The 25,974-nt window shown below is 56.6% G+C and carries 27 protein-coding genes and 1 riboswitch; of the genes, 9 read left to right on the top strand and 18 right to left on the bottom strand.

Translation table 11 applies throughout. From position 1 onward, the window contains the following. Positions 1 to 84 precede the first annotated feature (84 nt). Entirely contained in the window at positions 85 to 489 is a 405-nt protein-coding gene (locus tag LINBF2_RS00280) for a 5-carboxymethyl-2-hydroxymuconate isomerase (RefSeq protein ID WP_104796863.1), read from the top strand. A gap of 8 nt (positions 490 to 497) precedes the next feature. Here the strand turns inward: LINBF2_RS00280 and alr are convergent, their stop codons facing one another. After that, positions 498 to 1,604 carry an alanine racemase gene (gene alr / locus LINBF2_RS00275; RefSeq protein ID WP_281889520.1) on the bottom strand — a complete coding sequence of 369 codons (1,107 nt, stop codon included), beginning with the start codon at positions 1,602 to 1,604 and terminating at the stop codon, positions 498 to 500. A gap of 100 nt (positions 1,605 to 1,704) precedes the next feature. On the opposite strand from alr, the gene lplT reads away from it, so the two are divergent. Genes lplT through LINBF2_RS00260 form a run of 3 tightly spaced genes read left to right on the top strand, consistent with a single transcriptional unit; the run spans position 1,705 to position 4,443 of the window. Beyond that, positions 1,705 to 3,012: a lysophospholipid transporter LplT gene (gene lplT, locus LINBF2_RS00270; protein WP_281889518.1), complete on the top strand. Its 1,308-nt coding sequence runs from the start codon at positions 1,705 to 1,707 to the stop codon at positions 3,010 to 3,012. A 3-nt stretch (positions 3,013 to 3,015) separates the two neighbouring features. Beyond that, on the top strand, positions 3,016 to 3,915 hold the full coding sequence (locus tag LINBF2_RS00265) for a DMT family transporter (RefSeq protein ID WP_348773710.1): 900 nt from the start codon (positions 3,016 to 3,018) through the stop codon (positions 3,913 to 3,915). 42 nt (positions 3,916 to 3,957) lie between these two features. Next, the gene (locus LINBF2_RS00260) at positions 3,958 to 4,443 is read left to right on the top strand and encodes a glutathione peroxidase (protein ID WP_281889516.1); all 486 of its coding nucleotides are present in this window, start codon (positions 3,958 to 3,960) and stop codon (positions 4,441 to 4,443) included. Between the two features lie 41 nt (positions 4,444 to 4,484). Here the strand turns inward: LINBF2_RS00260 and glcF are convergent, their stop codons facing one another. The 5 genes from glcF to LINBF2_RS00235 all read right to left on the bottom strand — a co-directional run bounded on the left by glcF (position 4,485) and on the right by LINBF2_RS00235 (position 9,610). Continuing rightward, positions 4,485 to 5,729, bottom strand: a complete 1,245-nt coding sequence (gene glcF, locus LINBF2_RS00255) for a glycolate oxidase subunit GlcF (RefSeq protein ID WP_281889514.1) — start codon at positions 5,727 to 5,729, stop codon at positions 4,485 to 4,487. A 21-nt stretch (positions 5,730 to 5,750) separates the two neighbouring features. Beyond that, complete coding sequence (gene glcE / locus LINBF2_RS00250) at positions 5,751 to 6,926, bottom strand: glycolate oxidase subunit GlcE (protein ID WP_104797150.1); 1,176 nt, start codon at positions 6,924 to 6,926, stop codon at positions 5,751 to 5,753. A 135-nt stretch (positions 6,927 to 7,061) separates the two neighbouring features. Next, positions 7,062 to 8,459, bottom strand: coding sequence for an ammonium transporter (gene amt / locus LINBF2_RS00245; RefSeq protein WP_104796867.1), 1,398 nt, complete (start codon positions 8,457 to 8,459; stop codon positions 7,062 to 7,064). 14 nt (positions 8,460 to 8,473) lie between these two features. Then, positions 8,474 to 8,812, bottom strand: coding sequence for a P-II family nitrogen regulator (locus LINBF2_RS00240; RefSeq protein ID WP_104796868.1), 339 nt, complete (start codon positions 8,810 to 8,812; stop codon positions 8,474 to 8,476). A gap of 30 nt (positions 8,813 to 8,842) precedes the next feature. Beyond that, positions 8,843 to 9,610, bottom strand: a complete 768-nt coding sequence (locus LINBF2_RS00235; protein WP_281889510.1) for a TorF family putative porin — start codon at positions 9,608 to 9,610, stop codon at positions 8,843 to 8,845. A gap of 210 nt (positions 9,611 to 9,820) precedes the next feature. On the opposite strand from LINBF2_RS00235, the gene LINBF2_RS00230 reads away from it, so the two are divergent. Then, positions 9,821 to 11,365 carry a YifB family Mg chelatase-like AAA ATPase gene (locus LINBF2_RS00230; RefSeq protein WP_281889509.1) on the top strand — a complete coding sequence of 515 codons (1,545 nt, stop codon included), beginning with the start codon at positions 9,821 to 9,823 and terminating at the stop codon, positions 11,363 to 11,365. Between the two features lie 7 nt (positions 11,366 to 11,372). Here LINBF2_RS00230 and LINBF2_RS00225 read toward each other — a convergent pair whose 3' ends face one another. The 6 genes from LINBF2_RS00225 to LINBF2_RS00200 form a co-directional block, all read right to left on the bottom strand. Beyond that, positions 11,373 to 12,110 carry a putative DNA-binding domain-containing protein gene (locus LINBF2_RS00225; RefSeq protein WP_281889508.1) on the bottom strand — a complete coding sequence of 246 codons (738 nt, stop codon included), beginning with the start codon at positions 12,108 to 12,110 and terminating at the stop codon, positions 11,373 to 11,375. Further along, positions 12,104 to 12,829 (bottom strand): DUF692 family multinuclear iron-containing protein, encoded by a 726-nt coding sequence (locus LINBF2_RS00220; protein ID WP_104796872.1) that lies wholly within the window; start codon positions 12,827 to 12,829, stop codon positions 12,104 to 12,106. Before LINBF2_RS00220 ends, LINBF2_RS00225 begins: the two co-directional genes overlap by 7 nt. 226 nt (positions 12,830 to 13,055) lie before the next feature. Further along, the gene (locus tag LINBF2_RS00215; protein ID WP_281889505.1) at positions 13,056 to 13,574 is read right to left on the bottom strand and encodes a DoxX family protein; all 519 of its coding nucleotides are present in this window, start codon (positions 13,572 to 13,574) and stop codon (positions 13,056 to 13,058) included. Further along, positions 13,571 to 14,311, bottom strand: coding sequence for a putative DNA-binding domain-containing protein (locus tag LINBF2_RS00210; RefSeq protein ID WP_281889503.1), 741 nt, complete (start codon positions 14,309 to 14,311; stop codon positions 13,571 to 13,573). The genes LINBF2_RS00215 and LINBF2_RS00210 overlap by 4 nt, the downstream gene beginning before the upstream one ends. Next, complete coding sequence (locus tag LINBF2_RS00205; protein WP_281889501.1) at positions 14,311 to 15,153, bottom strand: DUF692 domain-containing protein; 843 nt, start codon at positions 15,151 to 15,153, stop codon at positions 14,311 to 14,313. Before LINBF2_RS00205 ends, LINBF2_RS00210 begins: the two co-directional genes overlap by 1 nt. 30 nt (positions 15,154 to 15,183) lie before the next feature. Next, complete coding sequence (locus LINBF2_RS00200) at positions 15,184 to 15,429, bottom strand: hypothetical protein (protein WP_104796875.1); 246 nt, start codon at positions 15,427 to 15,429, stop codon at positions 15,184 to 15,186. Between the two features lie 140 nt (positions 15,430 to 15,569). Between LINBF2_RS00200 and LINBF2_RS00195 the strand changes: the two genes are divergently transcribed. Continuing rightward, entirely contained in the window at positions 15,570 to 16,124 is a 555-nt protein-coding gene (locus tag LINBF2_RS00195) for a sigma-70 family RNA polymerase sigma factor (protein WP_281889498.1), read from the top strand. Beyond that, positions 16,121 to 16,762, top strand: a complete 642-nt coding sequence (locus LINBF2_RS00190) for a DUF1109 domain-containing protein (RefSeq protein WP_281889496.1) — start codon at positions 16,121 to 16,123, stop codon at positions 16,760 to 16,762. The genes LINBF2_RS00195 and LINBF2_RS00190 overlap by 4 nt, the downstream gene beginning before the upstream one ends. Positions 16,763 to 16,862: 100 nt before the next feature. On the opposite strand, the gene metH is transcribed toward LINBF2_RS00190, so the two are convergent. The 4 genes from metH to LINBF2_RS00170 form a co-directional block, all read right to left on the bottom strand. Next, positions 16,863 to 19,622 (bottom strand): methionine synthase, encoded by a 2,760-nt coding sequence (metH, locus tag LINBF2_RS00185; protein WP_281889494.1) that lies wholly within the window; start codon positions 19,620 to 19,622, stop codon positions 16,863 to 16,865. 26 nt (positions 19,623 to 19,648) lie between these two features. Further along, positions 19,649 to 19,742, bottom strand: a riboswitch (S-adenosyl-L-homocysteine riboswitch). A 28-nt stretch (positions 19,743 to 19,770) separates the two neighbouring features. After that, positions 19,771 to 20,892, bottom strand: a complete 1,122-nt coding sequence (locus tag LINBF2_RS00180) for an ImmA/IrrE family metallo-endopeptidase (protein WP_281889492.1) — start codon at positions 20,890 to 20,892, stop codon at positions 19,771 to 19,773. After that, entirely contained in the window at positions 20,885 to 21,214 is a 330-nt protein-coding gene (locus LINBF2_RS00175; protein WP_281889490.1) for a type II toxin-antitoxin system RelE/ParE family toxin, read from the bottom strand. Before LINBF2_RS00175 ends, LINBF2_RS00180 begins: the two co-directional genes overlap by 8 nt. Positions 21,215 to 21,310: 96 nt before the next feature. Beyond that, positions 21,311 to 21,664 (bottom strand): hypothetical protein, encoded by a 354-nt coding sequence (locus LINBF2_RS00170; protein WP_281889488.1) that lies wholly within the window; start codon positions 21,662 to 21,664, stop codon positions 21,311 to 21,313. 362 nt (positions 21,665 to 22,026) lie between these two features. Here LINBF2_RS00170 and LINBF2_RS00165 point away from each other — a divergent pair, with 362 nt between their 5' ends. Next, on the top strand, positions 22,027 to 22,485 hold the full coding sequence (locus LINBF2_RS00165) for a DUF4377 domain-containing protein (protein WP_281889486.1): 459 nt from the start codon (positions 22,027 to 22,029) through the stop codon (positions 22,483 to 22,485). On the opposite strand, the gene LINBF2_RS00160 is transcribed toward LINBF2_RS00165, so the two are convergent. Both LINBF2_RS00160 and LINBF2_RS00155 read right to left on the bottom strand, forming a co-directional pair. Beyond that, positions 22,479 to 22,724: a hypothetical protein gene (locus tag LINBF2_RS00160; protein ID WP_281889484.1), complete on the bottom strand. Its 246-nt coding sequence runs from the start codon at positions 22,722 to 22,724 to the stop codon at positions 22,479 to 22,481. The two genes, LINBF2_RS00165 and LINBF2_RS00160, sit on opposite strands and share 7 nt — an antisense overlap. Before the next feature lie 122 nt (positions 22,725 to 22,846). After that, complete coding sequence (locus LINBF2_RS00155; RefSeq protein ID WP_281889482.1) at positions 22,847 to 23,890, bottom strand: homocysteine S-methyltransferase family protein; 1,044 nt, start codon at positions 23,888 to 23,890, stop codon at positions 22,847 to 22,849. A 98-nt stretch (positions 23,891 to 23,988) separates the two neighbouring features. Here LINBF2_RS00155 and recQ point away from each other — a divergent pair, with 98 nt between their 5' ends. Next, the gene (gene recQ, locus LINBF2_RS00150) at positions 23,989 to 25,887 is read left to right on the top strand and encodes a DNA helicase RecQ (RefSeq protein ID WP_281889480.1); all 1,899 of its coding nucleotides are present in this window, start codon (positions 23,989 to 23,991) and stop codon (positions 25,885 to 25,887) included. The last annotated feature ends 87 nt before the right edge of the window (positions 25,888 to 25,974 follow it).

Raw genomic sequence — 25,974 nt, 5'->3', positions numbered from 1 at the left:
GAATTTTTAATATTGCATTTTAGTATTTAAGTTCTATTATTTTTAAAAGCTCACACGACGTAAAAGCTGCGAGACACTTGGCACATGCCCCACCTCATCATTCAATACACCCCGCAACTCGATGCCGAAACCAACATGGCTGAGCTTTGCCAAACTTTGAGCAACACCATGTTGTCAGCCAAACATCCGGATGGCAAAGCCGTGTTCCCCATCGGCGCTACGCGCGTGTTGGCATTTGCAACAACGCACGCAGTCATTGCCGATGGCAGCGGCGACTATGCCTATGTGTATTTGAACTTTCGCATCGCCAAAGGCCGCACACCCGAGATGATTGAACAGGTTGGTCAATCACTGTTAGCCGCGACCCAAGCCCATTTCGCAGACGTGTTTGCCGAACGCCCCATTGGGATCACCTTGCAAATTGATGAAGGGCATGAGGTGTTCAATGCCGTTCACAACAATTTGCACCCGTTGTTCAACAAGCCCTGAGAGCCGCTTCAGTCCTGCGTGAATCCCACGCGGCCCGACACCGCGCACATCAGCTCGTAGCCCACCGTGCCTGCGGCTTGGGCCACGTCGTCAATTGGCAACAACACGCCGTTGCTGGCCTTCCCCCACAGCGTGACTTCGCTGCCAAAACCCGCCGCATGGCCTGCGGCATCGCAAGGGGTCAGGTCCACCGCAATCATGTCCATGCTCACGCGGCCCAAGGTGCGTGTGCGCACACCATCGACCAACACCGGCGTGCCTGTGGGGCAGTGGCGCGGGTAACCATCGGCATACCCGCAGGCCACGATGCCGATGCGCATCGCAGTATCTGCGGTGAAAGATGAGCCATAGCCCACGGCGTCGCCCGCTTGCAAGTCTTGTGTGCCAATGATGCGGCTGCGCAAACTCATGGTGGGTTGCAAATCCCATTGCGCGATGTTGCGCTCGGGGAAGTCGGGCGCACTGCCATAGAGCGCAATACCGGGACGCACCCAATCAGCGGCCACCGTTGCGTCATGCGCGTGACGCAACAAGCCTGCGCTGTTGCAGGTGCTGCGCTCACCGGGTAAGTCTTCGGTGGTTTTGTTGAATGCCGCGATTTGCTCGGCAATGCCTTTGGCACCATCGGCATCGCTGAAGTGGGTGATGAGAGAAATTTCATCCACCTGCGGCAATTGGTTCAGGCGTGTCCATGCCGAGCGAAAACGCGTTGGCGTGAAACCCAAGCGGTTCATACCGCTGTTCATTTTGAGGAATATTCGGTGCGGCACTTGCGTCTTGTGACGACTGAGCATGTCTATTTGTTCATCGCAATGCACGGTGTGCCACAGGTCTAAGCGTGAGCACAGCTCTAGGTCGCGCATCTCAAACACGCCTTCTAGCAACAGCACCGGACCGCGCCAGCCCAAGCTGCGCAAGCGCTGCGCTTCATCGAGGTCTAACAAGGCGAAGCCATCGGCGCCACGCAAACCTTCAAACACCCGCTCAATGCCATGGCCATACGCGTTGGCTTTGACCACGGCCCACACACGGGCGTCGGGTGCTGCGGCACGCATGCGTGTCAAGTTATGACGCAAAGCGTCGGTGTGAACAAAGGCTTGAATCGGGCGGGGCATGGTCAATATTGTGGCACCCGCGTGATATAACCTCGGGTAGTTAAAAAAGAAAGAAGAATCAACAGGCCTGCAGCCCTCTGCACGTCTGTCAGACCTATCCATGAAGCGCGGTTTTTATACGATCATGTCGGCCCAATTTTTCAGTTCGTTGGCCGACAACGCACTGTTTGTGACAGCCGTCGAATTGCTGAAGTCAGATGGCGCCGCCGAATGGCAGCGCGCCGCTCTGGTGCCTATGTTTGCTCTGTTCTACGTGGTGCTCGCGCCGTTTGTCGGCGCGTTTGCCGACTCACGACCGAAGGGCGAAGTCATGCTGATGAGCAACACCATCAAAGTAGTGGGCTGTTTGATGATGTTGTTTGGCGTGCACCCCTTGCTTGCTTATGCGGTAGTGGGTTTGGGCGCTGCAGCCTACTCACCCGCGAAGTACGGCATCTTGACTGAGCTGCTGCCCGCGTCGCAATTGGTCAAAGCCAATGGTTGGATTGAAGGCTTGACTATTGCGTCGATCATTTTGGGCGTGTTGCTGGGCGGCCAACTCGTTGGCCCGAATCTGTCGGCTTGGTTGTTGTCGTTTGATCTGCCCTTCATCACAACAGGCATCGACTCTTCCGCTGAAGCTGCCATTTGTTTGTTGATTCCCTTGTATGCCTTGGCCGCTTGGTTCAACAAACGCATTCCGTACACAGGTGCCGCGCTCATTCCGATGCGCCTCGACCCTGAGAAAACCATGGCGCGCAATTTGTTCGCACTGGTGCCCGACTTCTGGCATTGCAACCAACGCTTGTGGCAAGACAAGCTGGGCCAAATTTCTTTGGCCACCACCACCTTGTTCTGGGGTGTGAGCGGCAACTTGCGCTACATCGTGCTCGCTTGGAGTGCGGCTGCTTTGGGCTACACCACCACACAGGCGTCCAGTTTGGTCGGCGTGGTCGCCATCGGCACCGCCGTGGGCGCGGTAGTGGCATCGATGAAGATGCGACTCGACCACGCCACACGCCTCATGCCTTTGGGGATTGCCATGGGCTGCTTTGTGGTGGCGATGAACTTCATCGACAACCTCTGGCTGGCTGTGCCCTTCCTCATTGTGCTGGGCGGCTTGGGCGGCTTCTTGGTCGTGCCCATGAACGCGTTGCTGCAACACCGCGGTCACAACCTCATGGGTGCGGGCCGCTCGATTGCCGTGCAAAACCTCAACGAACAGCTGTGCATTTTGGGTCTGGGCTTTTTGTACACCTTCAGCACAGGCATGGGCCTGAGCGCGTTTGGCGCCATCACCGCGTTTGGTGCGTTGGTGGGTTATGTGATGTGGCTCATCAAACTCTGGCATGAGCACAACCACAAACACCACCGCGAAGAACTCGCGCGCTTGATGCACATTGCTCGCAACGACGACTTGCACGGTTAACTTTTGACCACACGTCCCATGCTGGCCGTGTTGGCTTTGGCCCTCAACGCTTTGGTGTGGGGCTTGTCTTGGTGGCCATTGCGCCAGCTTGATGCCGCTGGCTTGCACCCCTTATGGGCCACCGCAGCGGTCTTCACACTCGCCACCCTCGTGCTGACGTTCATCAGCCCACAAGGCTGGCGACACTTCCATCAACATCCCCAACTTTGGTGGCTCATGGCCGCATCTGGCCTCACCAACATTGGCTTTAACTGGGCCGTCACCACAGGCGATGTGGTGCGCGTGGTGTTGCTGTTTTATCTCATGCCCACGTGGTCGTTGCTGCTGGCGTGGTGGATGCTGGGTGAGCGTCCCACACGCGGTGCGTTGATGCGTTTGTCGCTGGCTCTTGTGGGCGTGTTGTTGGTGCTCAAAACGCCGGAATCGCCTTGGCCGCTGCCGCAAGATTTACCTGACGTGTTGGCTTTACTTGCTGGCTTTTGTTTTGCGCTCACCAACATTTGGTTGCTACGTTTGCAGCACACGCCTGAGTCATCGCGCATGGTGGCCATGTTTGGTGGTGGTGCATTGATGGCAGTGGTCTGCGCCATTCTGGCCACGTGGGCGGGTGTGATTCCCGCGTTGTCTATGCTGGCGACAAACGACATTGGCGCTTGGGCACCTTATGTGCTGGGTCTGAGTGCAGCCTTCTTGGTATCGAACTTCACCTTGCAATACGGCGCTGCGCGTTTGAGCGCACACACCACGGCCATGGTGATGATGTCAGAGGTGGTGTTTGCCAGTGTGTCCTCGGTGGCACTAGGGGCATCCGCGCTCACGTGGCGCGTGGGCCTAGGTGGCGGCATGATTGTGTTGGCTGCGTTGTTGGCATCACAAGCGCACACTGACAAAACACACGCTTAATGCAACACACGCGTTGCTGCTCTGCATAGAAAGGCTCATCACATGACAGCTCTCAAAGACTTCACCGCCAACCGCATTGACGGCACACCGTTGTCATTCGCAGACCTCCAAGGCCAAGTGCTGCTGGTCGTCAACACGGCCAGCGCTTGTGGTTTCACACCGCAATTTGAAGGCTTAGAAGCGCTGCACAAAATCTATGGCGAAAAAGGCTTAGCCGTCATCGGTTTTCCGTGCAACCAATTTGGCGCGCAAGACGCGGGCAGTAACGAAGAGATTGGCACGTTTTGCCAACGCAACTACGGCGTGAGCTTTGCGATGATGGAAAAAGTCGATGTGAATGGCGACCACGCACACCCGTTGTTCAAGTGGCTCAAAGCAGAAGCGCCCGGCGTGTTGGGCAGCGAAGCCATCAAATGGAACTTCACCAAGTTCTTGGTGGGCAAAGACGGCCGTGTGCTCAAGCGCTATGCATCGATGGATGCGCCAGCGAAGTTGTCAAAGGACATCGAAGCCGCCCTCGCCGCCTAAACCGCAAAGCAAGCCAACGCAAGTTAGCTTGCCGCTTAGGTTTAGTTCAACGCCTCATCCAACACTTCCACCCAATGCTTCACGGGCACGTCCGTGCCGCTTTGCAAATGGGTGATGCAACCCACGTTGGCGCTCAGAATGGCTTTGGGTTTCAGTGCATCTAAGTGGCCCAACTTGCGGTCACGCAAGGTGGTGCTGATTTCGGGATTGAGTACGCTGTAAGTCCCTGCTGAGCCGCAGCACAAATGCGCTTCAGTGTTGGCCACTTGAATGGCAAAGCCCAGCTCAGCCAAGTGCTTTTCAACACCGCCTTTGAGCTGCTGGCCGTGCTGCAATGTGCACGGCGGGTGGAACGCTTGCATGCCCGCGTTGGCCAACACATGGGCTTTCAACTTGGGCTTGAGCACGGGCACCAACTCGGGCAACAACTCACTCAAGTCTTGCGTGAGTTCGCTGATGCGTTTGGCTTTGGTGGCGTAAACGACATCGTCTTTCAGTACGTGGCCGTAGTCCTTCACCATCACGCCGCAGCCCGAGGCGTTCATCACGATGGCTTCCACGCCTTGTTCGACGAACGGCCACCATGCGTCGATGTTGGCGCGAATTTGCACCAGGCTACCGTCTTGGTCGTTCAAGTGGAATTTCACTGCACCACAGCAACCGGCCTTAGGCGCGACGATGGTTTGAATACCAGCCGCATCCAACACACGCGCGGTGGCGGTGTTGATGTTGGGCAGCATGGCGGGTTGCACACAGCCAGCGAGCATCAGCACTTTGCGTGCATGCGTTTGGGTGGGCCACACCACACCGTTGCGCTCAGCCGTTTGAGGCGCAGGCACTTTGGCTTTGAGCTTGGCGGGCAGAATGCCGCGCACCGCTTGGCCCAATTTCATGGCGGGTGCAAAGAGGGGCGAAGGCAAGCCTTCTTTCAAAGCCCAACGCATGATGCGCTCACCCATGGGGCGCTGCACTTGCGCATCCACCACTTTGCGGCCCACGTCCACCAAGTGGCCGTATTGCACGCCACTGGGGCAAGTGCTTTCGCAGTTGCGGCAGGTCAAGCAGCGGTCCAAGTGCTGCTGGGTTTTGCGCGTGGGCTTGGCACCCTCGAACACTTGCTTCATCAAATAGATGCGGCCACGCGGGCCGTCTAGCTCGTCGCCCAGCAGTTGATACGTGGGGCACGTCGCTGTGCAAAAACCGCAGTGCACGCACTTGCGCAAAATGGCTTCGGCTTGTTCGCCTTCGGGCGTGCCGACGTATTGGGGGGCCAGGTTGGTTTGCATGTGTGGGCCTGAGTCTGTGTATTAAGCGCGACCGGGGTTCAAGACACCCGCTGGATCAAACTGTTTTTTGAGTTCGTTTTGAATGCGTTGTTGCACTGCGTTGAGTGGGGTGTACACGCCGGCTTGCTTGTCCACATCGCCCAAAGTTTGTTGACTGGCAGCACTGGTGCGGAACAAGGTGGCGTGGCCACCTGCCTTCACCGCCGCTTCGCGCACTTGAGTCGCCGCCGAGGCGGGGGCCCACAGCCAGCGCTGTGCGCCGTGCCATTCAACGTATTGCGCGCACGCAGCGCCATTGACGCGCACGTCCAACTCGGGCGCGGTTTGCGGCACGCTGAGGCGCCACAAGCAATCTTGCTCGGTGGGCGCTTTGAAGAAATCTAGAGTTTGTTCGCCACTGGCTTGCCAGTCGGCTGCAGCTTGCGCTTGGTCCAAGATGCTCACGTGTGCGCCAAGTGCTTTCACCTCCGCACTCATCTTGACGATGGCTGCGTCTACCGCGGCCACTGCGCCGCGCAGGCGGACAAAGAAATAGTCTTGCGCGGGCGATGCCGTGGTGTCGTGCACCCATGCGCTCGCGTTCAAGGGCAGCGGCTGGCCGCCCCATTGGTTGATGAGTTTCAAAGCTTGTGCTTGCGACACACCCGCACACACCAACGTGGCTTCGCCTGGGGCGACAGGCAAGACTTTCAAAGACACTTCAGTGATCAGGCCCAGCTGACCCCAGCTACCGGCCAACAAACGTGACACGTCGTAGCCGGCCACGTTCTTCATCACTTGGCCGCCAAAGGTCAGGTGCTCGCCTTTACCGTTGATGACGCGTGCGCCCAGCACAAAGTCACGGACTGTGCCCACACTGGCTCGGGCGGGGCCGCTCAAACCTGCGGCCACCATGCCGCCAATCGTCGCGCCCGCGCCGAAGTGCGGCGGCTCAAAAGGAAAGCACTGTCCTTTTTGCGCCAAGGCGGCTTCTACGTCGGCCAACGGTGTACCGCAGCGCACGGTGATGACCAGCTCGCTCGGCTCATAGCTCAAGATGCCGCTGTAGGCCGTGGTGTCCAGCACCTCGCCTTGCAAGGATTGACCTAAAAAGTCTTTGGTGCCGCCGCCACGCAAGCGCAAAGGCTGGCCAGTTTTGGTCGCCTCAAGAATGCGGTCGGTGAAATGCTGAAGGGTGTGTTGCAAGGTATCTGGCATGGCTGTCATGGTAGCCGCTGGGCCTGACAGGGGTTTTGAATTTTTTGCACAGCCCCGTTTAAAAATAAAAAAGCCCGCCCTGATTTCTCAGGTGCGGGCTGTGAAGTCCAAGGAAAACTTGAAGTACTTGAAAAATTAACGGTGGTAGGCAGTTTCGCCGTGTGAGCTGATGTCGAGGCCTTCGCGCTCTTCTTCTTCCGTCACACGCAGACCCAGAACCATGTCAACCAGTTTGAAGGCGATGAATGAAACCACGCCAGACCAAACAATGGTGGTCACCACAGCTTCGAGCTGGATCAACACTTGACCGCCGATTGAGTAGTCAGCGCTTGCAGCGTTGGCCACGTAATCAAAGATGCCTGTGCCGCCCAATGAAGGAGCTGCAAACACGCCGGTCAACAACGCACCCACAATACCGCCCACGCCGTGCACACCAAACACATCGAGTGAGTCGTCAGCGCCCAACAGGCGTTTCAGACCGTTCACACCCCACAAGCAGAGGAAGCCGCCTGCAGCACCGATCACGATGGCACCCATAGGGCCCACGAAACCGCACGCTGGGGTAATCGCCACCAAGCCAGCCACTGCACCAGAGGCTGCGCCCAACATCGAGGCCTTGCCTTTGGCCAATGCTTCACCAGCAATCCAAGCCAGAGTCGCAGCAGCAGTCGCCACCAAAGTGTTCACGAAAGCGAGTGCAGCCACACCGTTGGCTTCGAGGTTAGAGCCGGCGTTGAAACCGAACCAACCCACCCACAACAAAGATGCGCCAACCATGGTCAATGTCAAGCTGTGAGGCGCCATTGACTCTTTGCCGTAGCCCGTACGCTTGCCGATCACATATGCGCCAACCAAACCAGCCACCGCAGCGTTGATGTGCACCACAGTACCACCAGCGAAGTCCAGAGCACCCTTGGCCCACAACCAGCCAGCAGCGGCAGTCACAGTTTCCAAAGTTGCAGCGTCGGTGATCGCGTCAGGGCCGTCCCAGTACCAAACCATGTGGGCCACTGGCAAGTAGCTGAACGTGAACCAAATGGCAGAGAACAACAACACGGCAGAGAAGCGCACACGCTCAGCAAACGCACCCACGATCAAGGCGCAAGTGATGGCCGCGAAGGTGGCTTGGAAAGCAGCGAAAGTGAACTCAGGAATCACAACGCCTTTGCTGAAGGTCGCGCCCACAGAGTCAGGTGTGATGCCTTGGAAGAACAACTTATCGAAGCCACCAAAGAATGGAGAGCCACCTGTGAATGCCACCGAGTAACCGTAGATGACCCACAACACATAAATGAGTGAGCTGACCACGAAGACTTGCATCAACACAGACAACATGTTTTTGCTACGCACCAAACCGCCGTAGAACAAAGCCAAACCTGGAATGGTCATCAAGATAACCAACACAGTCGCAATCGTCATAAAGGCGGTATCGCCTTTGTTAGGAACTGGCACAACCGCATCAGCGGCCATTGCCACAGCACCGCAGAGCAAAAGCCCCAACCCGAGTGTGAGAGAACTTAGGAATTTTTTCATGATGGTCTTCTTTCTTAAAGCGCTTCTGGACCGGTCTCGCCGGTGCGGATGCGGACGACTTGTTCGAGGTCGTAAACAAAAATCTTGCCGTCGCCGATTTTTCCGGTGCGTGCAGAACCTTCGATGGCTTCGATCGCGCGCTCGACGTGTTCAGCGTCAACCGCAGCTTCGATCTTGACCTTTGGCAAGAAGTCAACCACGTACTCAGCACCGCGATACAACTCGGTATGGCCTTTTTGACGGCCGAAGCCTTTGACTTCAGTGACAGTGATACCTTGCACCCCGATTTGGGAAAGGGCCTCGCGGACCTCGTCCAACTTAAAGGGTTTGATGATGGCGGTGATGAGTTTCATGGTTGCTCCTAGAGAAGACAGTGCGTTGGGTTAGAACGCGTACTTGACGCCAACAACGACAGCATCTTTGGCTACGTCGTAGCCAGAACCGTACGAGGCGAAGTCGTTTTTACCTTTGACGTTTGTGCTGATCGCTGAAAGACTAGCGGTGAGGCCATCACCCAAATCTTTGTTCAAAGTCAAAGAAACATCTGAGTAGCTAGTTGTGTTGTTCACAACTTTCTGATGTCCAGCATGGGGCACGAGTGAATAGCCGTTACCCAAATCAAAAGCAGCGCTCAGATCCCAATATGTGCTGCCCTTTGAGTTGTTAAAACCAAACAAATCTGAAAGTGCGTATGAGTATTTCAATGTTGCTACGCCGTAGGTTGCAGCACCATAAACTTCATCTGTATTGGCATTAACAAAGGTTGCGGCCGTGCTGTTCTTCAGTGTGTTGCCTTGGTACTGGTAACGCAAGTAACCAACATCAAACCCAACGCCCGCTGCTTCGAACTTGTAGCCACCATAGATGTCCAACTCAACTGGACCCTTTGTTTCGTTAGCGCCTGCAGTTGTCGAGTCTTTGATCCACTTGATGGTCGAACCCCAAGCACCCAAATAAAAGCCATTTGCATTGGCGTAATCCACACCACCTTGTAGGGCGGGATCACCCTTGGTTTGCGCAAGGCCGCGGTAACGGTATTCGCTCACCACGCCCACGTTGTAAGTCACTTCAGGCGCTACAGGTGCAGTTTGTGCAAACGCTGCAGAAGATGTGGCCAAGAGGGCCAACACGATTTTGGACTTGAGGTTCATAGTTTTCTCCGTTGAAAAATAAAGAGGGATACACCTACTTAGCAGGGTCCGTGCCAGCGTTGAAATCCACAAAAGTGATCCCTTTACTAGAACTAAGACCCAAAGTGATGCAGTAGTCTGGCTACCGAACCATTTTCACGCACACAGTTGGTGCATCACTTTGCCTTACACGCCCTGCAATGGGGCTAATCACTCAAAAAGAGAAGATTTATGACGCTTTCGTTAATTCACAGCCGCGCACTTTTGGGTTTGCAAGCACCCGCGGTGACCGTTGAGGTGCATTTAGCAAACGGTTTACCCAGTTTCACCTTGGTGGGCTTGGCAGATACCGAAGTCAAAGAAGCGCGCGAACGTGTGCGATGCGCCATTCAAAACGCAGGCCTAGACTTCCCTAGCAATAAGAGGATCACGGTCAACCTCGCGCCTGCCGATTTACCCAAAGACTCGGGCCGCTTTGATTTGCCCATTGCGCTGGGCATCTTGGCAGCCCATGGGCAATTGGATGAAGCAGCATTGGCGTCATACGAATTTGCAGGTGAGTTGTCGCTGTCTGGCGAGCTACGCCCCGTGCGTGGTGCGTTGGCCATGGGGCTGGCTTTGCGTGGTGCAGGGGTGCGCACACGTTTGGTGTTGCCGCCGGGCAGTGCCGAAGAAGCTGCGCTTGTCCCCACAGCCGAGGTCTACCGCGCCCAACACCTGAGCGATGTGGTCGCGCACTTTGCCAAACCCGAGTTGAAAGGCTCGCTGCCCGTACACACCACCGACGGCTGGTGTCGCATTGAAGCACCGGTGCTGAGTGCACCAGCCATCCCACACGGCCCTGACTTGGTCGATGTCAAAGGTCAAGCCGGCCCACGTCGGGCCCTAGAGATTGCAGCTGCTGGCGGACACTCTCTCTTATTAGTCGGCCCACCCGGCACAGGCAAGTCCATGTTGGCGCAACGCTTTGCGGCCTTGCTGCCCGACATGACACTGGACGACGCACTGGAGAGCGCCGCCGTCGCTAGCTTGGCGGGGCGCTTTGAATTGAACCAATGGATGCAGCGGCCCACGCGCAGCCCGCATCACACAGCAACGTCTGTGGCATTGGTGGGCGGTGGCACGCCACCGCGTCCAGGTGAGATTTCTTTGGCGCACAACGGTGTTCTGTTTCTGGACGAGCTTGCTGAAGTCAAGCGCAGCGCGCTGGAAGCTTTACGCGAGCCTTTGGAGAACGGTCACATCACCATCTCGCGTGCGGCTACTCAGGCCAAGTTTCCTGCGCGTTTTCAATTGATTGCAGCGATGAACCCCTGCCCCTGCGGCTACTTGGGTTTCAGCATGAAAGCTTGTCGTTGCACACCCGACCAAGTGTCGCGTTACCAAGGCAAGCTCAGCGGCCCTTTACTAGACCGCATCGACTTGCAAGTGGAAGTGCCCACACTGGCTACCGAGGTGTTGATGCACAGCGTGTCGGGTGAATCCACCGCCACCGTGCGTGCACGCTGCTTGGCGGCGTATGCCAAAGCACTCGCGCGACAAGGCACACCCAACCAAGGTTTGCAGGGCCAAGCTTTGGAAGCTCACCTGCAGCTCGATGCAGCAGCGGCCACGTTTTTACAAAACGCAGCGACCAAGCTGGGTTGGTCAAGCCGCAGCACACACCGCGCGCTGCGCGTGGCACGCACCATTGCAGACTTGGCCGACAGCACCTCGGTGCAAGTGGCGCATGTGGCCGAAGCGTTGCAATACCGGCGTGTGTTGGTCAGTCACTGACCACGCCTCACACGCGAGCACCCAACACAATGCCTTCGCGTTGCAGCTGCGCCATCACTTCTGCACCTTCACGCACAAAGGCTTCAGGTTCGGGGTGCGACAACCACATGGCCAACACCATGAAGGCTTGTTCACCGCTTTGCCCATCACGCAATAAGTCAATCAGCTGACCACGAAAGACGCTGCTTTCCAACACGTGCAGCGTGTCGTCCTTGTCGCGCAACATGGACACGTAGGTGCTTTGCATGTCATCTGGCTGGTGATCGGTGTCAATGCTGTGAACAGGCCACTCATACGCCGCCTCCACATGGGTGGGATTGAGCACCACGGCGTGGTGCATCACATTCGCATCGACGTCACACGCGGGCCAGCTTACTGGCGTGGTGTTGACGGCGTTTTGTAACCATTCGAAGTGTGCCAAGTCTTGCAGCCACGCGGGCAAGCGTTGCATGTCTGGGCTTTCACACACGTGGTCCACAAAAGCCCGCTGAGTGGTGCTAGCCCAAGGCGTATGCGGTTGTGCGTCTTTGAGGAAGAGGCGCACGGCATGCTCCCACATCTCATCACCCAACAACGCGCACGTCACGGGAAACGCAGGCGCCAAGACCTCGCTCACATGCGTCACCATGTCTTGCGTGCAGGCCGCTGCATCGGCAAAAGACACACCAGCAGGAGCCGATACGCCTAGGGGGTCGCGCAAATGGCGCGCCAGTGCGAATTGAAATTGTCGGAAATCGTTCAACATGTCAGGGCCTCTAAGTTCAGTTGCATCACATCGTCTACACAGCGCGCCACGCGCCGGTGGGTGCGCGCCAGCACATCACCCAGCAAGGGGTATTCGCGGCCCACACGCACATAGTCGATGTGGCTCAGTGGCAGGGCTTGCAAAAACGCATGCGGGTCAAAGCCAAAGTGCAACGCATTTGCAGCAAGCGCATGCAAGTCCAAATGCAAGCTGCAACCCGACGCTGACACCACAGCCGAAATGAACTCAGCCTCGTTCATGTCCACGTGTGCCGGCGTCATGCGATGCACCACGTTGCGAATGCCAATGCGCAAACCGAGTGCGTCTTGCACTTGGGCAATGCGCGCGGCCGTCCAAGCCACAGCAGCACGTGTGCTGGGAATGGGCAGGTTGATGAACAAGGGCGCATCGTCTGCGCTCCAAGCCAAGGCTTCGGAAAAAACCTGAACGCCGTGCTCGGCAATGAAGCTGCGCAAATCGCGCAACACATGTTTGTCTAACGCGCCGGGCCCGCCCAATGACAAGCTTTGGCTCAAACACACGCAAGGGTAGTGCTGGGTGAGTTGCTGCAAGTCTTTACAGATACGCGCCGACACGCCGATCCAATCGGGTGGGGTGAGTTCTAAAAATTGCAAATTGTCTGGCGCACGATTTTTCAGCGGCGCTAACAATGCGGGGCGCAGGGCCAAGCCCGTCCCATGCAAGGTGTGATGTTTCATAAAGTAAGCGTCCTATCAACGGGCCAACGCTTGGCCCTAGGCGACTACTTCGACACCTGCGCACAGAACATGATGAAACGAATTTGCAAATTAAAGTCTTTTTGATAGTTACCCCAAGACCTCACAAATCACGTAGGCGTCTCTCGATAAATTTCAGTCTTCGCATCATTGGCCACTGCTGTGTCTGCCAGCCTTGGTGTGCTGCAAGTGGTGGGCAACAGCATGCTCAGCTGACACAACGGCGACGCAACACGTCGTCCAGCGACAGTCGACCGGGGCCCATCCACAGCAGGGTCCACAACATGCCCATCAGCACCACGGGATACTTGAAGTTGCCAAAGCCTTTGTCGGTGAACACATAGCCTTGGGCCAACTCGCCCCATGTGTGCCACGCCTCTGGCCAGTGCACGCTGGCAATGGCGACCACACTCAGCACCAACAATGACACCGAGAAAAAGCGCGTGCCAAGCCCGATGACCAAAGCGATACCGCCGAGCAGCTCAAACCACGTGGCCATTTGCCAGCTGATGTTGGGAGGCACGAGGATGAAAGGAAACGGGAACTGGTCTTGAATATCTGCAAACCAGTTTTCGCCGTTGAATTTTTCTAATCCTGATTCAAAGAAATCCCAACCCAGAATCAAGCGCAGGCTGAACAGACCTACCCACAAACCCAACGCGTCGAACGTGCCTAGGCATTGATTGAGGCGTGTTTTCATGCACACGTGATGGATGTTTTGGCTCATGGTTGTGTTCCCAAAATAATGTCTTGTTCTTGTAGTTGCTTGAGCAAGGTGACCCCAAATGCCATCAGCAGTTCGGGCTGCGGATGTCGCATTTGTTCAGCGATGTGTTGCATCGCTTGCGTACCGCTCATGGGCTGCGCGTCTAGCAGCGCCAGCACATGTGCGGTGGCGGCATTCACCTCGGTGAAGTGCACCGCATCGTCTGCATCGCGGTACACCACCAGATGCGTCTCCAAAGATTTGCGTGGTTTGTGTTGCTCACCAATCCGATGCACGGCCCAGTCGTAGTGCAAGTCCATGCGTGCGGGGTTGAGCACCACGATCTCTGCCATCAGGTCGCCTTGTGCGTTGACCACTGGACGCATCACGTCCATCACATCTACCGCCAGCTCGGCCCATTCGTAATGCGTCAAGTCAGGTAGCCACCGTGGCAAAGGCTGCTTAGGTTGGCCCTCTTGGAGATAGCGCACAAACTCGCGCGGAATGTCGCGAAACCAAGGCGTGTGCAAAGGCCAGTCACGGTAGAAAGTGCGGCACAAACGTCGCCATGCGGTGTCACCCAGCAATTTACGGCTTAGCGGCATGCAGGTGTCGATGAAGCCGCACACGTTGTTAAACAGCATCTCGTTGTACACCGCCATGCGCCGTGCGGGCACGCCTGCGGGGCGCATGGTGTGATGCGGGTCGCGCAAGTGGCACGCCATGTCTTGCTGAAAGCTTCTGCGCAAAGTCGTCATCACGCCACTTTCTTCATGCGTGGCGCTTGCGCCTGCAACCGTGCAATTTGCATGACTTCAACCGTCAGCTCGCTCAAGCTGGGCAAATTGAAATCGCGCTCTAAGCAGGTGGGCACATCGCCACCCATGCGCTCATACGCGGCCAGCAACAAATGCCATACAGGATCGATCACCTCAGCGCCGTGTGTGTCGATCAGCAGGCCATCGGGCTCTACATAATGACCGGCCACATGCACATAGCACGTGCGCTCTAGCGGCAAGGTGTTGAGATAGTCCAAGGCGTCAAAGCCGAAGTTTTTGCTGTTGACGTAAATATTGTTCACATCCAAATGCAACAGGCAATCTGCCTCTTTGACCACCGCCGCCACAAATTCGGCTTCGCTCATTTCTGCGCCAGGTGGGGCAATGTAGGTGGATGCGTTTTCAATGCCAATGCGCATTTCCAAAATGTCTTGCGCTTGCTTGATGCGCTTGGCTGTCCACATCACCGCCTCTTGGGTACAGGGGATGGGCAGCAAGTCGTACAGGTGCGATTCATCAGAACACCAAGACAAATGCTCGGTGAACAGCTGCATGCCATGCGCCTTCATGAAGGCTTTGGTTTTGTGTAGCAGTTGTGTGTCCAACGGTGCAGGCCCACCCAATGAGAGGGACAAGCCGTGGCACACAAACGGGTAGCGTTCGGTGAAGTGACGCAAGTCTTTGGCCGACCGGCCTCCCAAGCCAGCCCAGTTTTCGGGCGCAACTTCAAAGAAGTCGATGACGTTTGGCACGCTGTGTTTCAGCGGCTCTATCAATTCGCGGCGAAAGCCAAGGCCTGCGCCTGAGAGGGGTCGGTTCATGATGGCGTCACTCCACGCAAGGTTGCTGAATTACTTCTTACCGCCGCAAGACGCATCTTTCTTTTTGTCGCCACCGCATGAGGCCTCTTTTTTCTTGTCAGCACCGCACTTGGCTTCGCCGCATTTGCCGTCTTTTTGCTTCATGTCGGCTTGGGCCAATTGGTAGCCGCTATCGAGCTTGCTTGCTTCAAATGGGTTGGCTGCGATAGCGGGGCTGATAGCGGCCACAGCGAATGCAGAGCCCAAAGCCAAAGAGAGAAGTTGTTGTTTTTTCATGATGAGAGTCCTTTGAAAGGTGAGTTGATAATCATGACCAGCGGTCTTTGGGTAATTCGCCGCCGCAAACAAATTGGTTACAAACATTTATAAAAAGTTTTCTGTAACTTTTTCTCCCCCGCCGACGAACTGATGTGACCGTGGATTTACAAACCTTAGAAACCTCACTGCACGCCACCTGGATGCAAGCGTTAGCCGGACACGCGCCCAGCTACGAAAAAGCGCTGTCAGCCATCAGTGGGCATTTGCGAGCGTTTTTGAAACGACGTTTGTATTCACGACCCCAAGACGTCGAGGACCTCGTGCAAGAAACCTTGTTTGCCATTCATCAAAAGCGACACACCTACCAAAGCGATCAACCGCTAACGGCTTGGGTGTATGCGATTGCACGCTACAAATTGATTGACCACTTGCGCGCCCATTCGCGCCGCGAAAGCAAGCACGACGACATCGACGACTGGGCAGAACAACTGTGGGTCGACAACGACAACGAGGCTCGCGATGCCTCGCGCGATGTGCACCAGCTGTTGTCTGAACTGCCCGACAAACAACGCCTGCCCATCGAGCACACCAAGCTGCAAGGCCTGTCGATTACTGAGTCTGCTCAGCTCACGGGGCAGAGCGAAGCCGCAGTCAAAGTCAACATCCACCGTGGGCTCAAAGCCTTGGCCCAAAAGTTTGGAGTCACACCATGAAAACCAACGATCTCATTGCCATGCTGGCGACTGAAGCTAGCGCCACACCCACTGTCTCGCCCTTGCGCCGCTGCGCAAAAGCCACCGCTGCTGGCGTAGCCATCAGCTTGGCACTGGTGCTGACACTGTGGGGCTTGAACCCCGAGCTGAATGCCCTCGCCCACACCCAAGCGTTTTGGGTGAAGGTGATGTGGCTGCTGCTCACCTGCACATTCGCAGTGCCTGTGGTGATGCACTTGGCTCGACCAGGCATTGCCGCTGGCCTAGGCGTGTGGGGCGTCGCTGCCGCACTGGTGGGCATGGCCCTGCTGGCCTTGATGCAAGTGGCGTCTGTGGATGCAGACACGGGTATGCAACTCATGCTGGGCAGCTCTTGGCAAGTGTGCAGCGCCAGCATTGCAGCGCTGTCCGTGCCGTTATTGGCGGCTTTGTTGTGGATGCTGCGCGGCATGGCCCCTACGCGCCCAGCATTGGCGGGCGCAAGTGCTGGCTTGATGGCGGGCGCGATCGCGGGCTTGGTGTACTCACTGCACTGCCCCGAAACTGCTTACGCGTTTTTGGCGGTTTGGTATGTGGCGGGTATGGCCGTGATGGCGGGTGTTGGCGCTTTGCTGGGCTTACGCTTGTTGCGCTGGTAAGGCGTGCGCTGAAGTGCCTCGCTAACCATTTGCGCACACGCTGCAACTTCACAAGCAACGCAAACAAAAAAGGCTCAGTGTCAACGGAGCCTTTTTACTTTTACAAGTTAGGCGCCAGCAAACGCTCTAAATCTTTCACCGCCACACCTTGGCGTTGCGCCAAGTCGTGCACTTGGTCTTCACCAATGCGGCCTACGTTGAAGTAGGTTGCCTCGGGATGGGCCAAGTAAAAACCACTCACGCTGGCTGCGGGAGTCATGGCCAAGCTGCTGGTCAGGCCCATGTCGATGTCGTCGCACTGCAGCAATGCAAACATGTCTTGCTTGGCGCTGTGGTCGGGGCAAGCTGGGTAGCCGGGCGCGGGGCGAATGCCTTGGTATTTTTCTTTGATCAAGTCTTCGTTACTTAGCGCTTCGTCTGCGACATAGCCCCACAAGTCGGTGCGCACGCGGTGGTGCATGCACTCGGCAAAGGCTTCGGCCAAGCGGTCGGCCAAGGCTTTGAACAAGATGGCGGAGTAGTCGTCATGCGCGGCTATGAAACGCTTTTCTTGCTTCTCTGCGCCTAGGCCTGCGGTCACCGCAAACAAGCCCACGTAGTCAGCGGCTTGGGTTTGGTCAGCCACAAAGTCGGCCAAGCAGCGGTTGGGGTTGCGCACATCATCGCGGGTGGGCTTTTCGGTTTGTTGGCGCAAGCCGTGCCACGTCATCACCTGTTGTTGGCGGGTTTCGTCGGCGTACAAAACAATGTCGTCACCCACGCGCTGCGCGGGGTACAAACCCACCACCGCGTTGGCAGTGAGCCAGCGGTTGGCAATGATTTTTTTCAGCATCGCTTGGCCATCGGCGTAGACCTTCTTGGCTTCCACGCCCACCACTGCGTCGTCGAGGATGGCGGGGAAGGGGCCAGCCAAATCCCACGTTTGGAAGAACGGGGCCCAGTCGATGTATTTTTCTAGCTCGGCGAGGTCAAAGTTTTTAAACACGCGGCGGCCAATGAACTTTGGCTTGGCGGGTTTGTAGTTCTCAAAGCTCACAGGCGTGGCGTTGGCACGCGCTTGCGCCAAGGTGACTAAGGGCGTTTGTTTTTTGTTGGCGTGCTGCTCGCGCACCTTGGCGTAGTCAGCATTCAACTCGGCAATGTATTTGGCGGCTTGGTCTGACAACAAACCTTGCGCCACGCTCACGCTGCGCGAGGCATCGGGCACGTAGACCACGGGGCCGCTGTAGTTGGGGGCGATCTTCACAGCGGTGTGCACGCGGCTGCAGGTGGCGCCACCAATCAGCAAAGGCATTTGACGGTCACGGAAATACGGGTCTTTTTCCATCTCGCTGGCCACGTATTGCATTTCTTCCAGCGACGGTGTGATGAGGCCCGACAAGCCAATGATGTCTGCGTTTTCTTCTTTGGCCTTGGCCAAAATTTCATGGCAAGGCACCATCACACCCATGTTGACCACTTCGTAGTTGTTGCACTGCAAGACCACGGTGACGATGTTTTTGCCAATGTCGTGCACGTCGCCCTTGACCGTGGCGATGACCATCTTGCCTTTGGCTTTGACGTCTTCTCCAGCGGCTTCTTGCGCCAATTTTTCGGCTTCGATATAGGGCAACAAATGCGCCACGGCTTGCTTCATCACGCGGGCGCTTTTAACCACCTGCGGCAAGAACATCTTGCCTTGGCCAAACAAATCACCCACCACGTTCATGCCGTCCATCAACGGGCCTTCAATGACGTGCAACGGGCGGCCCGCTTTGGCCAAAATCTCGCGGTAGGCCTCTTCGGTGTCGTCGTTGATGAAGTCGGTGATGCCGTGCACCAGCGAATGGCTCAAGCGCTGCGCCACGCTCACAGGCGCGTCAGGTGTGCCACGCCATGCCAGCTTTTGGCTGTCGTCTTTGGCTGCGCCCTTGGCGGTTTCGGCCACTTCAATCAGGCGCTCACCTGGGGTCAGGTGCGCTTCGCCTTCTTTGTATTTGGGAATTCGGTTGAGCACCACGTCTTCCACGCGCTCGCGCAGAACGGGCTCGAGGTCGTCATACACGCCGACCATGCCCGCGTTGACGATGCCCATGTCCATGCCAGCTTTGATGGCGTGGTACAGAAACACGGTGTGAATGGCTTCGCGCACAGGGTCGTTGCCGCGGAAACTAAACGACACGTTCGACACGCCGCCGCTCACCTTCGCGCCGGGCAGGTTTTGTTTGATCCAACGCGTGGCTTCGATGAAGTCCACCGCGTAGTTGTCGTGCTCTTCAATGCCGGTGGCAATGGCGAAGATGTTGGGGTCGAAGATGATGTCTTCGGGTGGGAAGCCCACCTCGTCCACCAACACGCGGTAGGCCCGTTCGCAAATTTCAATCTTGCGTGCGTAGGTGTCGGCTTGGCCTTTCTCGTCAAACGCCATCACCACCGCAGCTGCGCCATAGCGCTTGACCAAGGTGGCTTGACGCTTGAACTCGTCCAAGCCTTCTTTCATGCTGATCGAATTCACGATGCCCTTACCCTGAATGCAACGCAAGCCCGCTTCGATGACCGACCACTTGGACGAGTCCACCATCACCGGCACACGTGCAATGTCGGGCTCGCCCGCCATCAGATTGAGGAAGCGAACCATCGCGGCTTGGCTGTCGAGCATGGCTTCGTCCATATTGACGTCAATCACCTGCGCACCGTTTTCCACCTGCTGACGCGCCACAGCCAAAGCTTGCTCGTACTCGCCGTTCAAAATCATGCGCGCAAAGGCTTTGGAGCCAGTGACGTTGGTGCGCTCGCCAACGTTGACGAACAAACTGCCCTCGCCAATAGACACTGGCTCAAGGCCAGACAGCTTCATGGGGGGAACTGCAGTGGAATTCATGGGGGTACTCACCTGGGGGCTATCAATACAGGTGAGCGTCGTTGCAAAAGATTCGGCCCCAAGCCTGACTTCACGCGCGAGTCCTAGAGGACGGGTGAAGCTGCAACGCTCCTTGGGGAAGTCGATATTTTAACGGTAGTCCGACTGGCTACGCCTTGAAGGAAAAACTCACCTTCAAGTCGTTCAACCAACGCTGGTCTAGCAGTTGATCATGCTGCATACGTCCCACCACGATGCCCGGGTGTACGCCAATGTCGTTGGCAAAGTTTGCGACTGCAATTTTTGTCTTCGGCAATGTCTCTAACTGGGCTGCATCTTCGGGGGAAATCAAAAAATCTCGTGCCCAGGCATTGGCTTCTTTTTCTTCTTTCGATGATGCATCCGCTTTTGTTGGATCATCCAAAAAAACAGATTTCTTTTGCTTGCTATGCAACAAGATGTGTGCTGCTTCATGAAAAAAGCTGAACCAAAAACGGTCGTTTTGTTTGCCATAAAGAGAAAGCTGAATCAGGGGCCGATGTGCATTGAGCCACCGTGCCACGCCCGACACATGCGTGCGCGGCAAAGCGGGCACCACCACAAATGCCACACCAGCCTCGTGCAAGAGCTGACGCATGCGTGGTTCAAACGTTTGCGGAGCTTGGCAAGTAAGTGCCTTAATTTCTGTCAACACAGTTTTAAACTTGGCTTCGTTAAATGCAGGGCCATCCATCTTTTCAGCCGTGCGCTCGCCCATGCGCAACCATGTGGAGATAGCGGCAACGTCTGCTTGGTCTTCTCGGCTGCGTCGAAACGCCAATTCCATACAGCCGTATTCGCTTTGCCATTGGTCTGGTGCTGCAACACCAAAGAAGCTCAATAACTCACCCACCATAGTGGGCTTTGATTTCGCATCCACACGGCGCTTGGTTAGCACCCCCACATCCATCATGTCTTTGATGGGGAAGCGCTCTAGCCAAGGCACCATTGCTGCTTGCTGTTGCGCGGCTTCGGCAATGGCAAGACGTTCGCGGTATTGCGCCTCACGTGTGAGCCAAAAACCCACAGAAGCGCCCAGCACGTTTTGCAAACGCACAGCCGCGTCTTCTGTCAAAGGCACTTTGGCTTTGATCAGCTGGTTCACATGCTTCGGCGTGTAGCCCAAACGGTCGGCCAACTGCTGCTGCGTCCAGTCGCGCTCTTCCAACAGATCGAGAATCGTGTCGCCCGGAGGTGACACCCAATCTGGTGTGAACGGTGCATCTGTTTTGTGCGTTGCCATGTCAGTCATGGTAGTCCCCGATGTATTCAATACTCACGATGGTCACTGCCGACCAATCGATAGAAGCGTCATCCCGACGCGGCACAGGGTCGTTGGCAGGTGCGAACACCAATCGCCAGCCCCCTGTTAAGTTGAGGGCAAATTGCCCCTGCAGATCCCCACTGAGGGGGTGCGGGTTACCCGCCACCAAATCGGACACCCTAGAAGCTGCGGCCAAATCGGCCAAGCGTGTACGTAACTTGTGCGCGCAAGCGCTACCCAGCTTCTTGACAGCTACTTGCTGCTTTTCACAAAGCGTTTGTAGCTTTTTGTCCTTGAACTTAATTTCCAAGAACGGCTCCTTGGGTGAATTTGAATTCTATATTATCTTTACCTGATAGGTAAATAATTTAATTTCAACTTAAGCATTTTTTTGCTGAGATCAACTTTATTCATTCCAATGCAGGAACACAGTCTTCAACCTGTCCACCGTATGCCGCCATTTGGCTGCGCGAGGCTGGCAAACGGTATGTTGCAAGCCAAATAATCCGACTTCGTTGAAAGCGTGGGCTGCGTCCACGGTATCTAACCAATTCACACGAACAAAGTATTCGGCTTGCTCTGGATCGTCGGCAGTTTTGGCGAAAGCCGCAGCGTTCTCCAGCGCCTCTAAGGCTGGGCGGCTTCCATTGGGAGTGGGCACAGTGAAGTCTTTTATTGATTGCATGACCTCGGTCACTTCGCCCACACCCACATAGCCGGTTTGCGGAATACGGACCCATACACGGTCGCCGGGCGACAAAAGTTTGAGCGTCTGGCTATACCAAGTGCCACCGCCGCCGCTGATGAAGCCATATTTACGAGCATCCGCCCAGCTTCGATCAGCGCCATAAGAAACATAAAACTCACCATTCCAAGGCTCTTTGCCTTTGCTAGGTGTGGTATTCGCGAAAGATCTGGTCGTGAATGTTCCAGCCAGCGCGCGCTATGGCGGGGCTGATGAACTTTTCACAGATGTCGATTTCGGAGAGTTGTTTCTTATCCAAACGGGGTTCTCGCTGACTTATAGGCGGCAGTAGGCAACCGTTGTATTTTTAATCATTTTGTGCGCCTTTTTAGTTTGGCTTGCGTTATGTTCACTTGCCCCCTTTTAAAACGCTATTTATGTTGCCCCGCTTACTTCTCACCTCGTTGCTCTTCATCTCCGCCCAAGCACACGCCGGCATCTGCACCCGCGAATACGCGCCTGTTTGCGGGCAGTTGCCGCAAAAAACCCAAACGTTTTCCAACCGCTGCATGATGAAAGATGCAGGGGCAAGCTGGGTGTCTGACGGCGAATGTCCATCCCAACAAAACAACGCGCTCGCCAAAAACATCACCCTCACCGTGGCGGCGCACGATGTGGCGTGCATGGGGGTTGCGCCCATGCGCTGCTTGCAAGTGAAAGAGGGGAAGGCGCTGAAGTGGTCTAACTTTTACAGCCCGGTTGAGGGCTTCACATTCACGCCGGGTGTGCAATACAAGCTGCTGGTGCGCGCGACACCGATGGTCAATGCACCCGCTGATGCGGGCGACACGCACTACGCGCTGGTGCGTGTGTTGTGGCGCAAGCCTGCTCAGTGAACCTTGAACTTGCTGTGTGCTTTGTAGCCGTTTTTGAAGTTGTCCCACTCCAGCACGGGCGCGTGGGCGCTTAAGAACTCACGCAACAATTGACTGGACTGCAGCTTGCTCAACTCCAATTTTTCAGAGATGAGCGAACGGTTCACATGGCCGTGCTCTTTGTAGATGGCCATGACGGCATCCACGCGGCTTTTGAGGTGGCGGCCCGCAGGGGTTTGGATGAACGAGGTTTCAGGCATGACGTAACATTTCTATCAATTACGTCAATTTTCATAATTTCAGCCCGCGCTGTAAATCCGCCTGTTGGCGTATGCCGCCAGCCTGCCACTCACATTTCTTGTGAGTGGCAATTCAAAATCAATCAGGCAGCTTCGCGATAAAAAGGTCCCGCGCTCAATGCACGCGCCTTTTGGTCGGCCACCGCTTGGCCAATCGCCGCGATGTGGTCTGGCGTGGTGCCGCAGCAGCCACCCACGATGTTGACCAGACCTTCGGCCGCGAATTCGTGCAACAAACGGCTGGTCACATCCGGTGTTTCGTCAAAGCCGGTGTCGCTCATGGGGTTGGGCAAGCCAGCGTTGGGGTAGCAGCTGATAAAGGTGTCGCCCGCGACTTTGTTGAGCTCTTGGATGTAGGGGCGCATCAGCGTCGCACCCAAAGCGCAGTTCAAACCAATGGCCAGCGGCTGCGAGTGGCGCACGCTGTGCCAGAACGCAGTCACGGTTTGGCCGCTCAAGATGCGCCCCGAAGCATCGGTCACCGTGCCGCTGATGATGATGGGCAAACGCTCGCCAGAAGCTTCGAAGAATTCTTCAATCGCAAACAGCGCGGCCTTGGCGTTGAGTGTGTCAAAAATGGTTTCGACCAACAACACGTCTGAGCCACCTTCGACCAAGGCTTTGACTTGGTCGTAATAGGCGGCACGCAGTTCTTCAAAGTTCACGTTGCGCGCACCCGCGTCGTTCACATCGGGGCTGATACTGGCGGTTTTAGGTGTGGGGCCAACCGCGCCCGCCACAAAGCGGGGTTTGTCAGGTGTGCTGTATTTGTCGCAGGCTTCGCGGGCGATGCGGGCTGAGGCCAAGTTCATCTCGTAGGCCAAGTCGGCCATGTCGTAGTCGGCCTGCGCAATGGTGGTCGCGCCAAAGGTGTTGGTCTCGATCAGGTCAGCGCCAGCAGCCAAATAACGCTCGTGGATGTCGCGAATCACGTCAGGGCGGGTGAGGCTGAGCAACTCGTTGTTGCCTTTCACATCTTTATGAAAGTCTTTGAAGCGCTCGCCACGATATTGCTCTTCATTCAGCTTGAAACGCTGAATCATGGTGCCCATCGCGCCGTCGAGGATGGCGATGCGTTTGGCCAAGATGGCGGGTAATTCTTTTGCACGTGTGTAGGCTTGAGTCATCCTGCCATTGTAAGAAGCAGAGACAATAGCTGGCTCATGCACTCGTTCACACCCCTTTATCCACACGCCAGCTATGTCTGCGCAAGCCGGAAGCTGCTGTGCAAACACCTGTGAACCCGCAAGACATCCTGCGCGAAGTCTTTGGCTACAACGCGTTTCGCGGCCCCCAAGAAGCCATCGTCAACCACGTGTGCGGTGGCGGCGATGCGCTGGTGCTCATGCCCACGGGCGGCGGCAAATCGCTGTGTTACCAAATTCCAGCCATTGCCCGCCAGCGTGCGGGCCACGGCATCACCATCGTGGTGTCGCCGCTCATCGCGCTCATGCACGACCAAGTGGGCGCGCTGCACGAGGCGGGGGTTGAAGCCGCATTTTTAAACTCCAGCCTCAGCGGCGAAGAAGCCAACGCGGTAGAACAACGCCTGCGCCGTGGCGACATCACCCTGCTGTACGCCGCGCCCGAACGCATCACCACGCCGCGCTTTTTGGCGCAGCTCGACATGCTGCACGAGCAAGGCCAACTCAGCCTATTTGCCATTGACGAAGCGCATTGCGTGAGCCAGTGGGGCCACGACTTCCGCCCCGAATACCGCGCCCTCACCGTGCTGCACGAGCGCTACGCGGGCGTGCCGCGCATGGCGCTCACCGCCACGGCTGACGCTCTGACGCGCGCCGACATCGTCGAGCGCTTGCAGCTCGAAGACGCACAACAGTTTGTCAGCAGCTTTGACCGCCCCAACATCCGCTACACCATCGTCGAGAAAAAAGACGCCTCGCTGCAACTGCTTCGTTTCATCCAACGCGAGCACACGGGGCCAGACTGGCAAGACAGCGGTATCGTGTATTGCCAATCGCGCAAGCGTGTGGAAGAAGTGGCCAAGAACTTGTGCGATGCAGGCATTGCCGCGCTGCCGTATCACGCGGGGCTAGACAGCGCCATTCGCCAAAAGCACCAGAACCGCTTTTTGCGTGAAGAAGGTTTGGTGATGGTTGCCACCATCGCGTTTGGCATGGGTATCGACAAACCCGATGTGCGCTTTGTGGCGCACTTGGACATGCCTAAAAACATCGAAGGTTATTACCAAGAAACCGGCCGTGGCGGGCGCGATGGCCAAGCCGCCCACGCGTGGATGGCCTACGGCCTGAACGACGTGGTGAACCAACGCCGCATGATTGACGAAAGCCCGGCCGCCGAAGACTTCAAACAAGCCATGCGCGGCAAGTTGGATGCACTGCTGGCTTTGGCCGAGGCGACCGACTGCCGGCGCGTGCGGTTGCTGGGGTATTTCGATGAGACCTACAAATCCGCCGAAGACGGACAGGTAAGACTCACCTGTGGCAACTGCGACAACTGCCTGCAACCCCCAGACATTTGGGACGGCACAGAAGCCGCCCGCATGTTGCTGTCCACCATTTATCGCGTGAAGCAGCAAAGCGGCATGTCGTTTGGCGCGGGCCACATGATGGACATCTTGCGTGGCAAAGCCACCGAAAAAGTGAGCCAATACGGCCACGAGAAACTCAGCACCTTTGGCATTGGCGCACATTTCAGCGAAGTACAACTGCGCGGCGTACTGCGCCAGCTCATCGCGCTGGGCGCGTTGGGTGTGGACGCGCAAGCCTTCAACACTTTGTATTTGACCGAGGCCTCGCGGGCTGTGCTCAAGGGCGACGTCACGGTGCGCCTGCGCGCCTCGGTGTCGACGCCCGCCGACCGCAAAGCCAAACGAACCGCCAGCGGTGCCTCCAAGCCAGCACCCATCGCGCTGGACGATGCGGGCCAGCAACGCTACGACGCGCTCAAGGCTTGGCGTGCCGAAGTGGCGCGTTCGCACAACCTGCCCGCTTACGTCATCTTCCATGACGCCACGTTGGCCGCCATTGCGCAGGCAGAGCCGCACGATTTAGAAGCCCTGCAGGGCATTGCCGGCATCGGCGCCAAAAAGCTTGAAGCCTATGGCGATGAGGTCTTGCGCGTGGTGGCCCTGCCGGCTTAACCCAGCTGTAGAGACGGGTTTACCCTGTCTCTGCCAAGACAGCCCGATGGCATTCGTCCCCTAAAATTTCTGCAAGTAATTTTTATA

Source organism: Limnohabitans sp. TEGF004, from assembly GCF_027924965.1.
Lineage (GTDB): Bacteria > Pseudomonadota > Gammaproteobacteria > Burkholderiales > Burkholderiaceae_C > Limnohabitans.
This window is presented reverse-complemented; position numbering and strand designations above follow the sequence as displayed.

Coding starts and splice junctions, on each gene's coding strand:
- LINBF2_RS00280 (WP_104796863.1), top strand. CDS start 85: ATGCCCCACCTCATCATTCAATACACCCCGCAACTCGATGCCGAAACC.
- alr (WP_281889520.1), bottom strand. CDS start 1,604: ATGCCCCGCCCGATTCAAGCCTTTGTTCACACCGACGCTTTGCGTCAT.
- lplT (WP_281889518.1), top strand. CDS start 1,705: ATGAAGCGCGGTTTTTATACGATCATGTCGGCCCAATTTTTCAGTTCG.
- LINBF2_RS00260 (WP_281889516.1), top strand. CDS start 3,958: ATGACAGCTCTCAAAGACTTCACCGCCAACCGCATTGACGGCACACCG.
- glcF (WP_281889514.1), bottom strand. CDS start 5,729: ATGCAAACCAACCTGGCCCCCCAATACGTCGGCACGCCCGAAGGCGAA.
- glcE (WP_104797150.1), bottom strand. CDS start 6,926: ATGCCAGATACCTTGCAACACACCCTTCAGCATTTCACCGACCGCATT.
- amt (WP_104796867.1), bottom strand. CDS start 8,459: ATGAAAAAATTCCTAAGTTCTCTCACACTCGGGTTGGGGCTTTTGCTC.
- LINBF2_RS00240 (WP_104796868.1), bottom strand. CDS start 8,812: ATGAAACTCATCACCGCCATCATCAAACCCTTTAAGTTGGACGAGGTC.
- LINBF2_RS00235 (WP_281889510.1), bottom strand. CDS start 9,610: ATGAACCTCAAGTCCAAAATCGTGTTGGCCCTCTTGGCCACATCTTCT.
- LINBF2_RS00230 (WP_281889509.1), top strand. CDS start 9,821: ATGACGCTTTCGTTAATTCACAGCCGCGCACTTTTGGGTTTGCAAGCA.
- LINBF2_RS00225 (WP_281889508.1), bottom strand. CDS start 12,110: ATGTTGAACGATTTCCGACAATTTCAATTCGCACTGGCGCGCCATTTG.
- LINBF2_RS00220 (WP_104796872.1), bottom strand. CDS start 12,829: ATGAAACATCACACCTTGCATGGGACGGGCTTGGCCCTGCGCCCCGCA.
- LINBF2_RS00215 (WP_281889505.1), bottom strand. CDS start 13,574: ATGAGCCAAAACATCCATCACGTGTGCATGAAAACACGCCTCAATCAA.
- LINBF2_RS00210 (WP_281889503.1), bottom strand. CDS start 14,311: ATGACGACTTTGCGCAGAAGCTTTCAGCAAGACATGGCGTGCCACTTG.
- LINBF2_RS00205 (WP_281889501.1), bottom strand. CDS start 15,153: ATGAACCGACCCCTCTCAGGCGCAGGCCTTGGCTTTCGCCGCGAATTG.
- LINBF2_RS00200 (WP_104796875.1), bottom strand. CDS start 15,429: ATGAAAAAACAACAACTTCTCTCTTTGGCTTTGGGCTCTGCATTCGCT.
- LINBF2_RS00190 (WP_281889496.1), top strand. CDS start 16,121: ATGAAAACCAACGATCTCATTGCCATGCTGGCGACTGAAGCTAGCGCC.
- metH (WP_281889494.1), bottom strand. CDS start 19,622: ATGAATTCCACTGCAGTTCCCCCCATGAAGCTGTCTGGCCTTGAGCCA.
- LINBF2_RS00180 (WP_281889492.1), bottom strand. CDS start 20,892: ATGACTGACATGGCAACGCACAAAACAGATGCACCGTTCACACCAGAT.
- LINBF2_RS00165 (WP_281889486.1), top strand. CDS start 22,027: ATGTTGCCCCGCTTACTTCTCACCTCGTTGCTCTTCATCTCCGCCCAA.
- LINBF2_RS00160 (WP_281889484.1), bottom strand. CDS start 22,724: ATGCCTGAAACCTCGTTCATCCAAACCCCTGCGGGCCGCCACCTCAAA.
- LINBF2_RS00155 (WP_281889482.1), bottom strand. CDS start 23,890: ATGACTCAAGCCTACACACGTGCAAAAGAATTACCCGCCATCTTGGCC.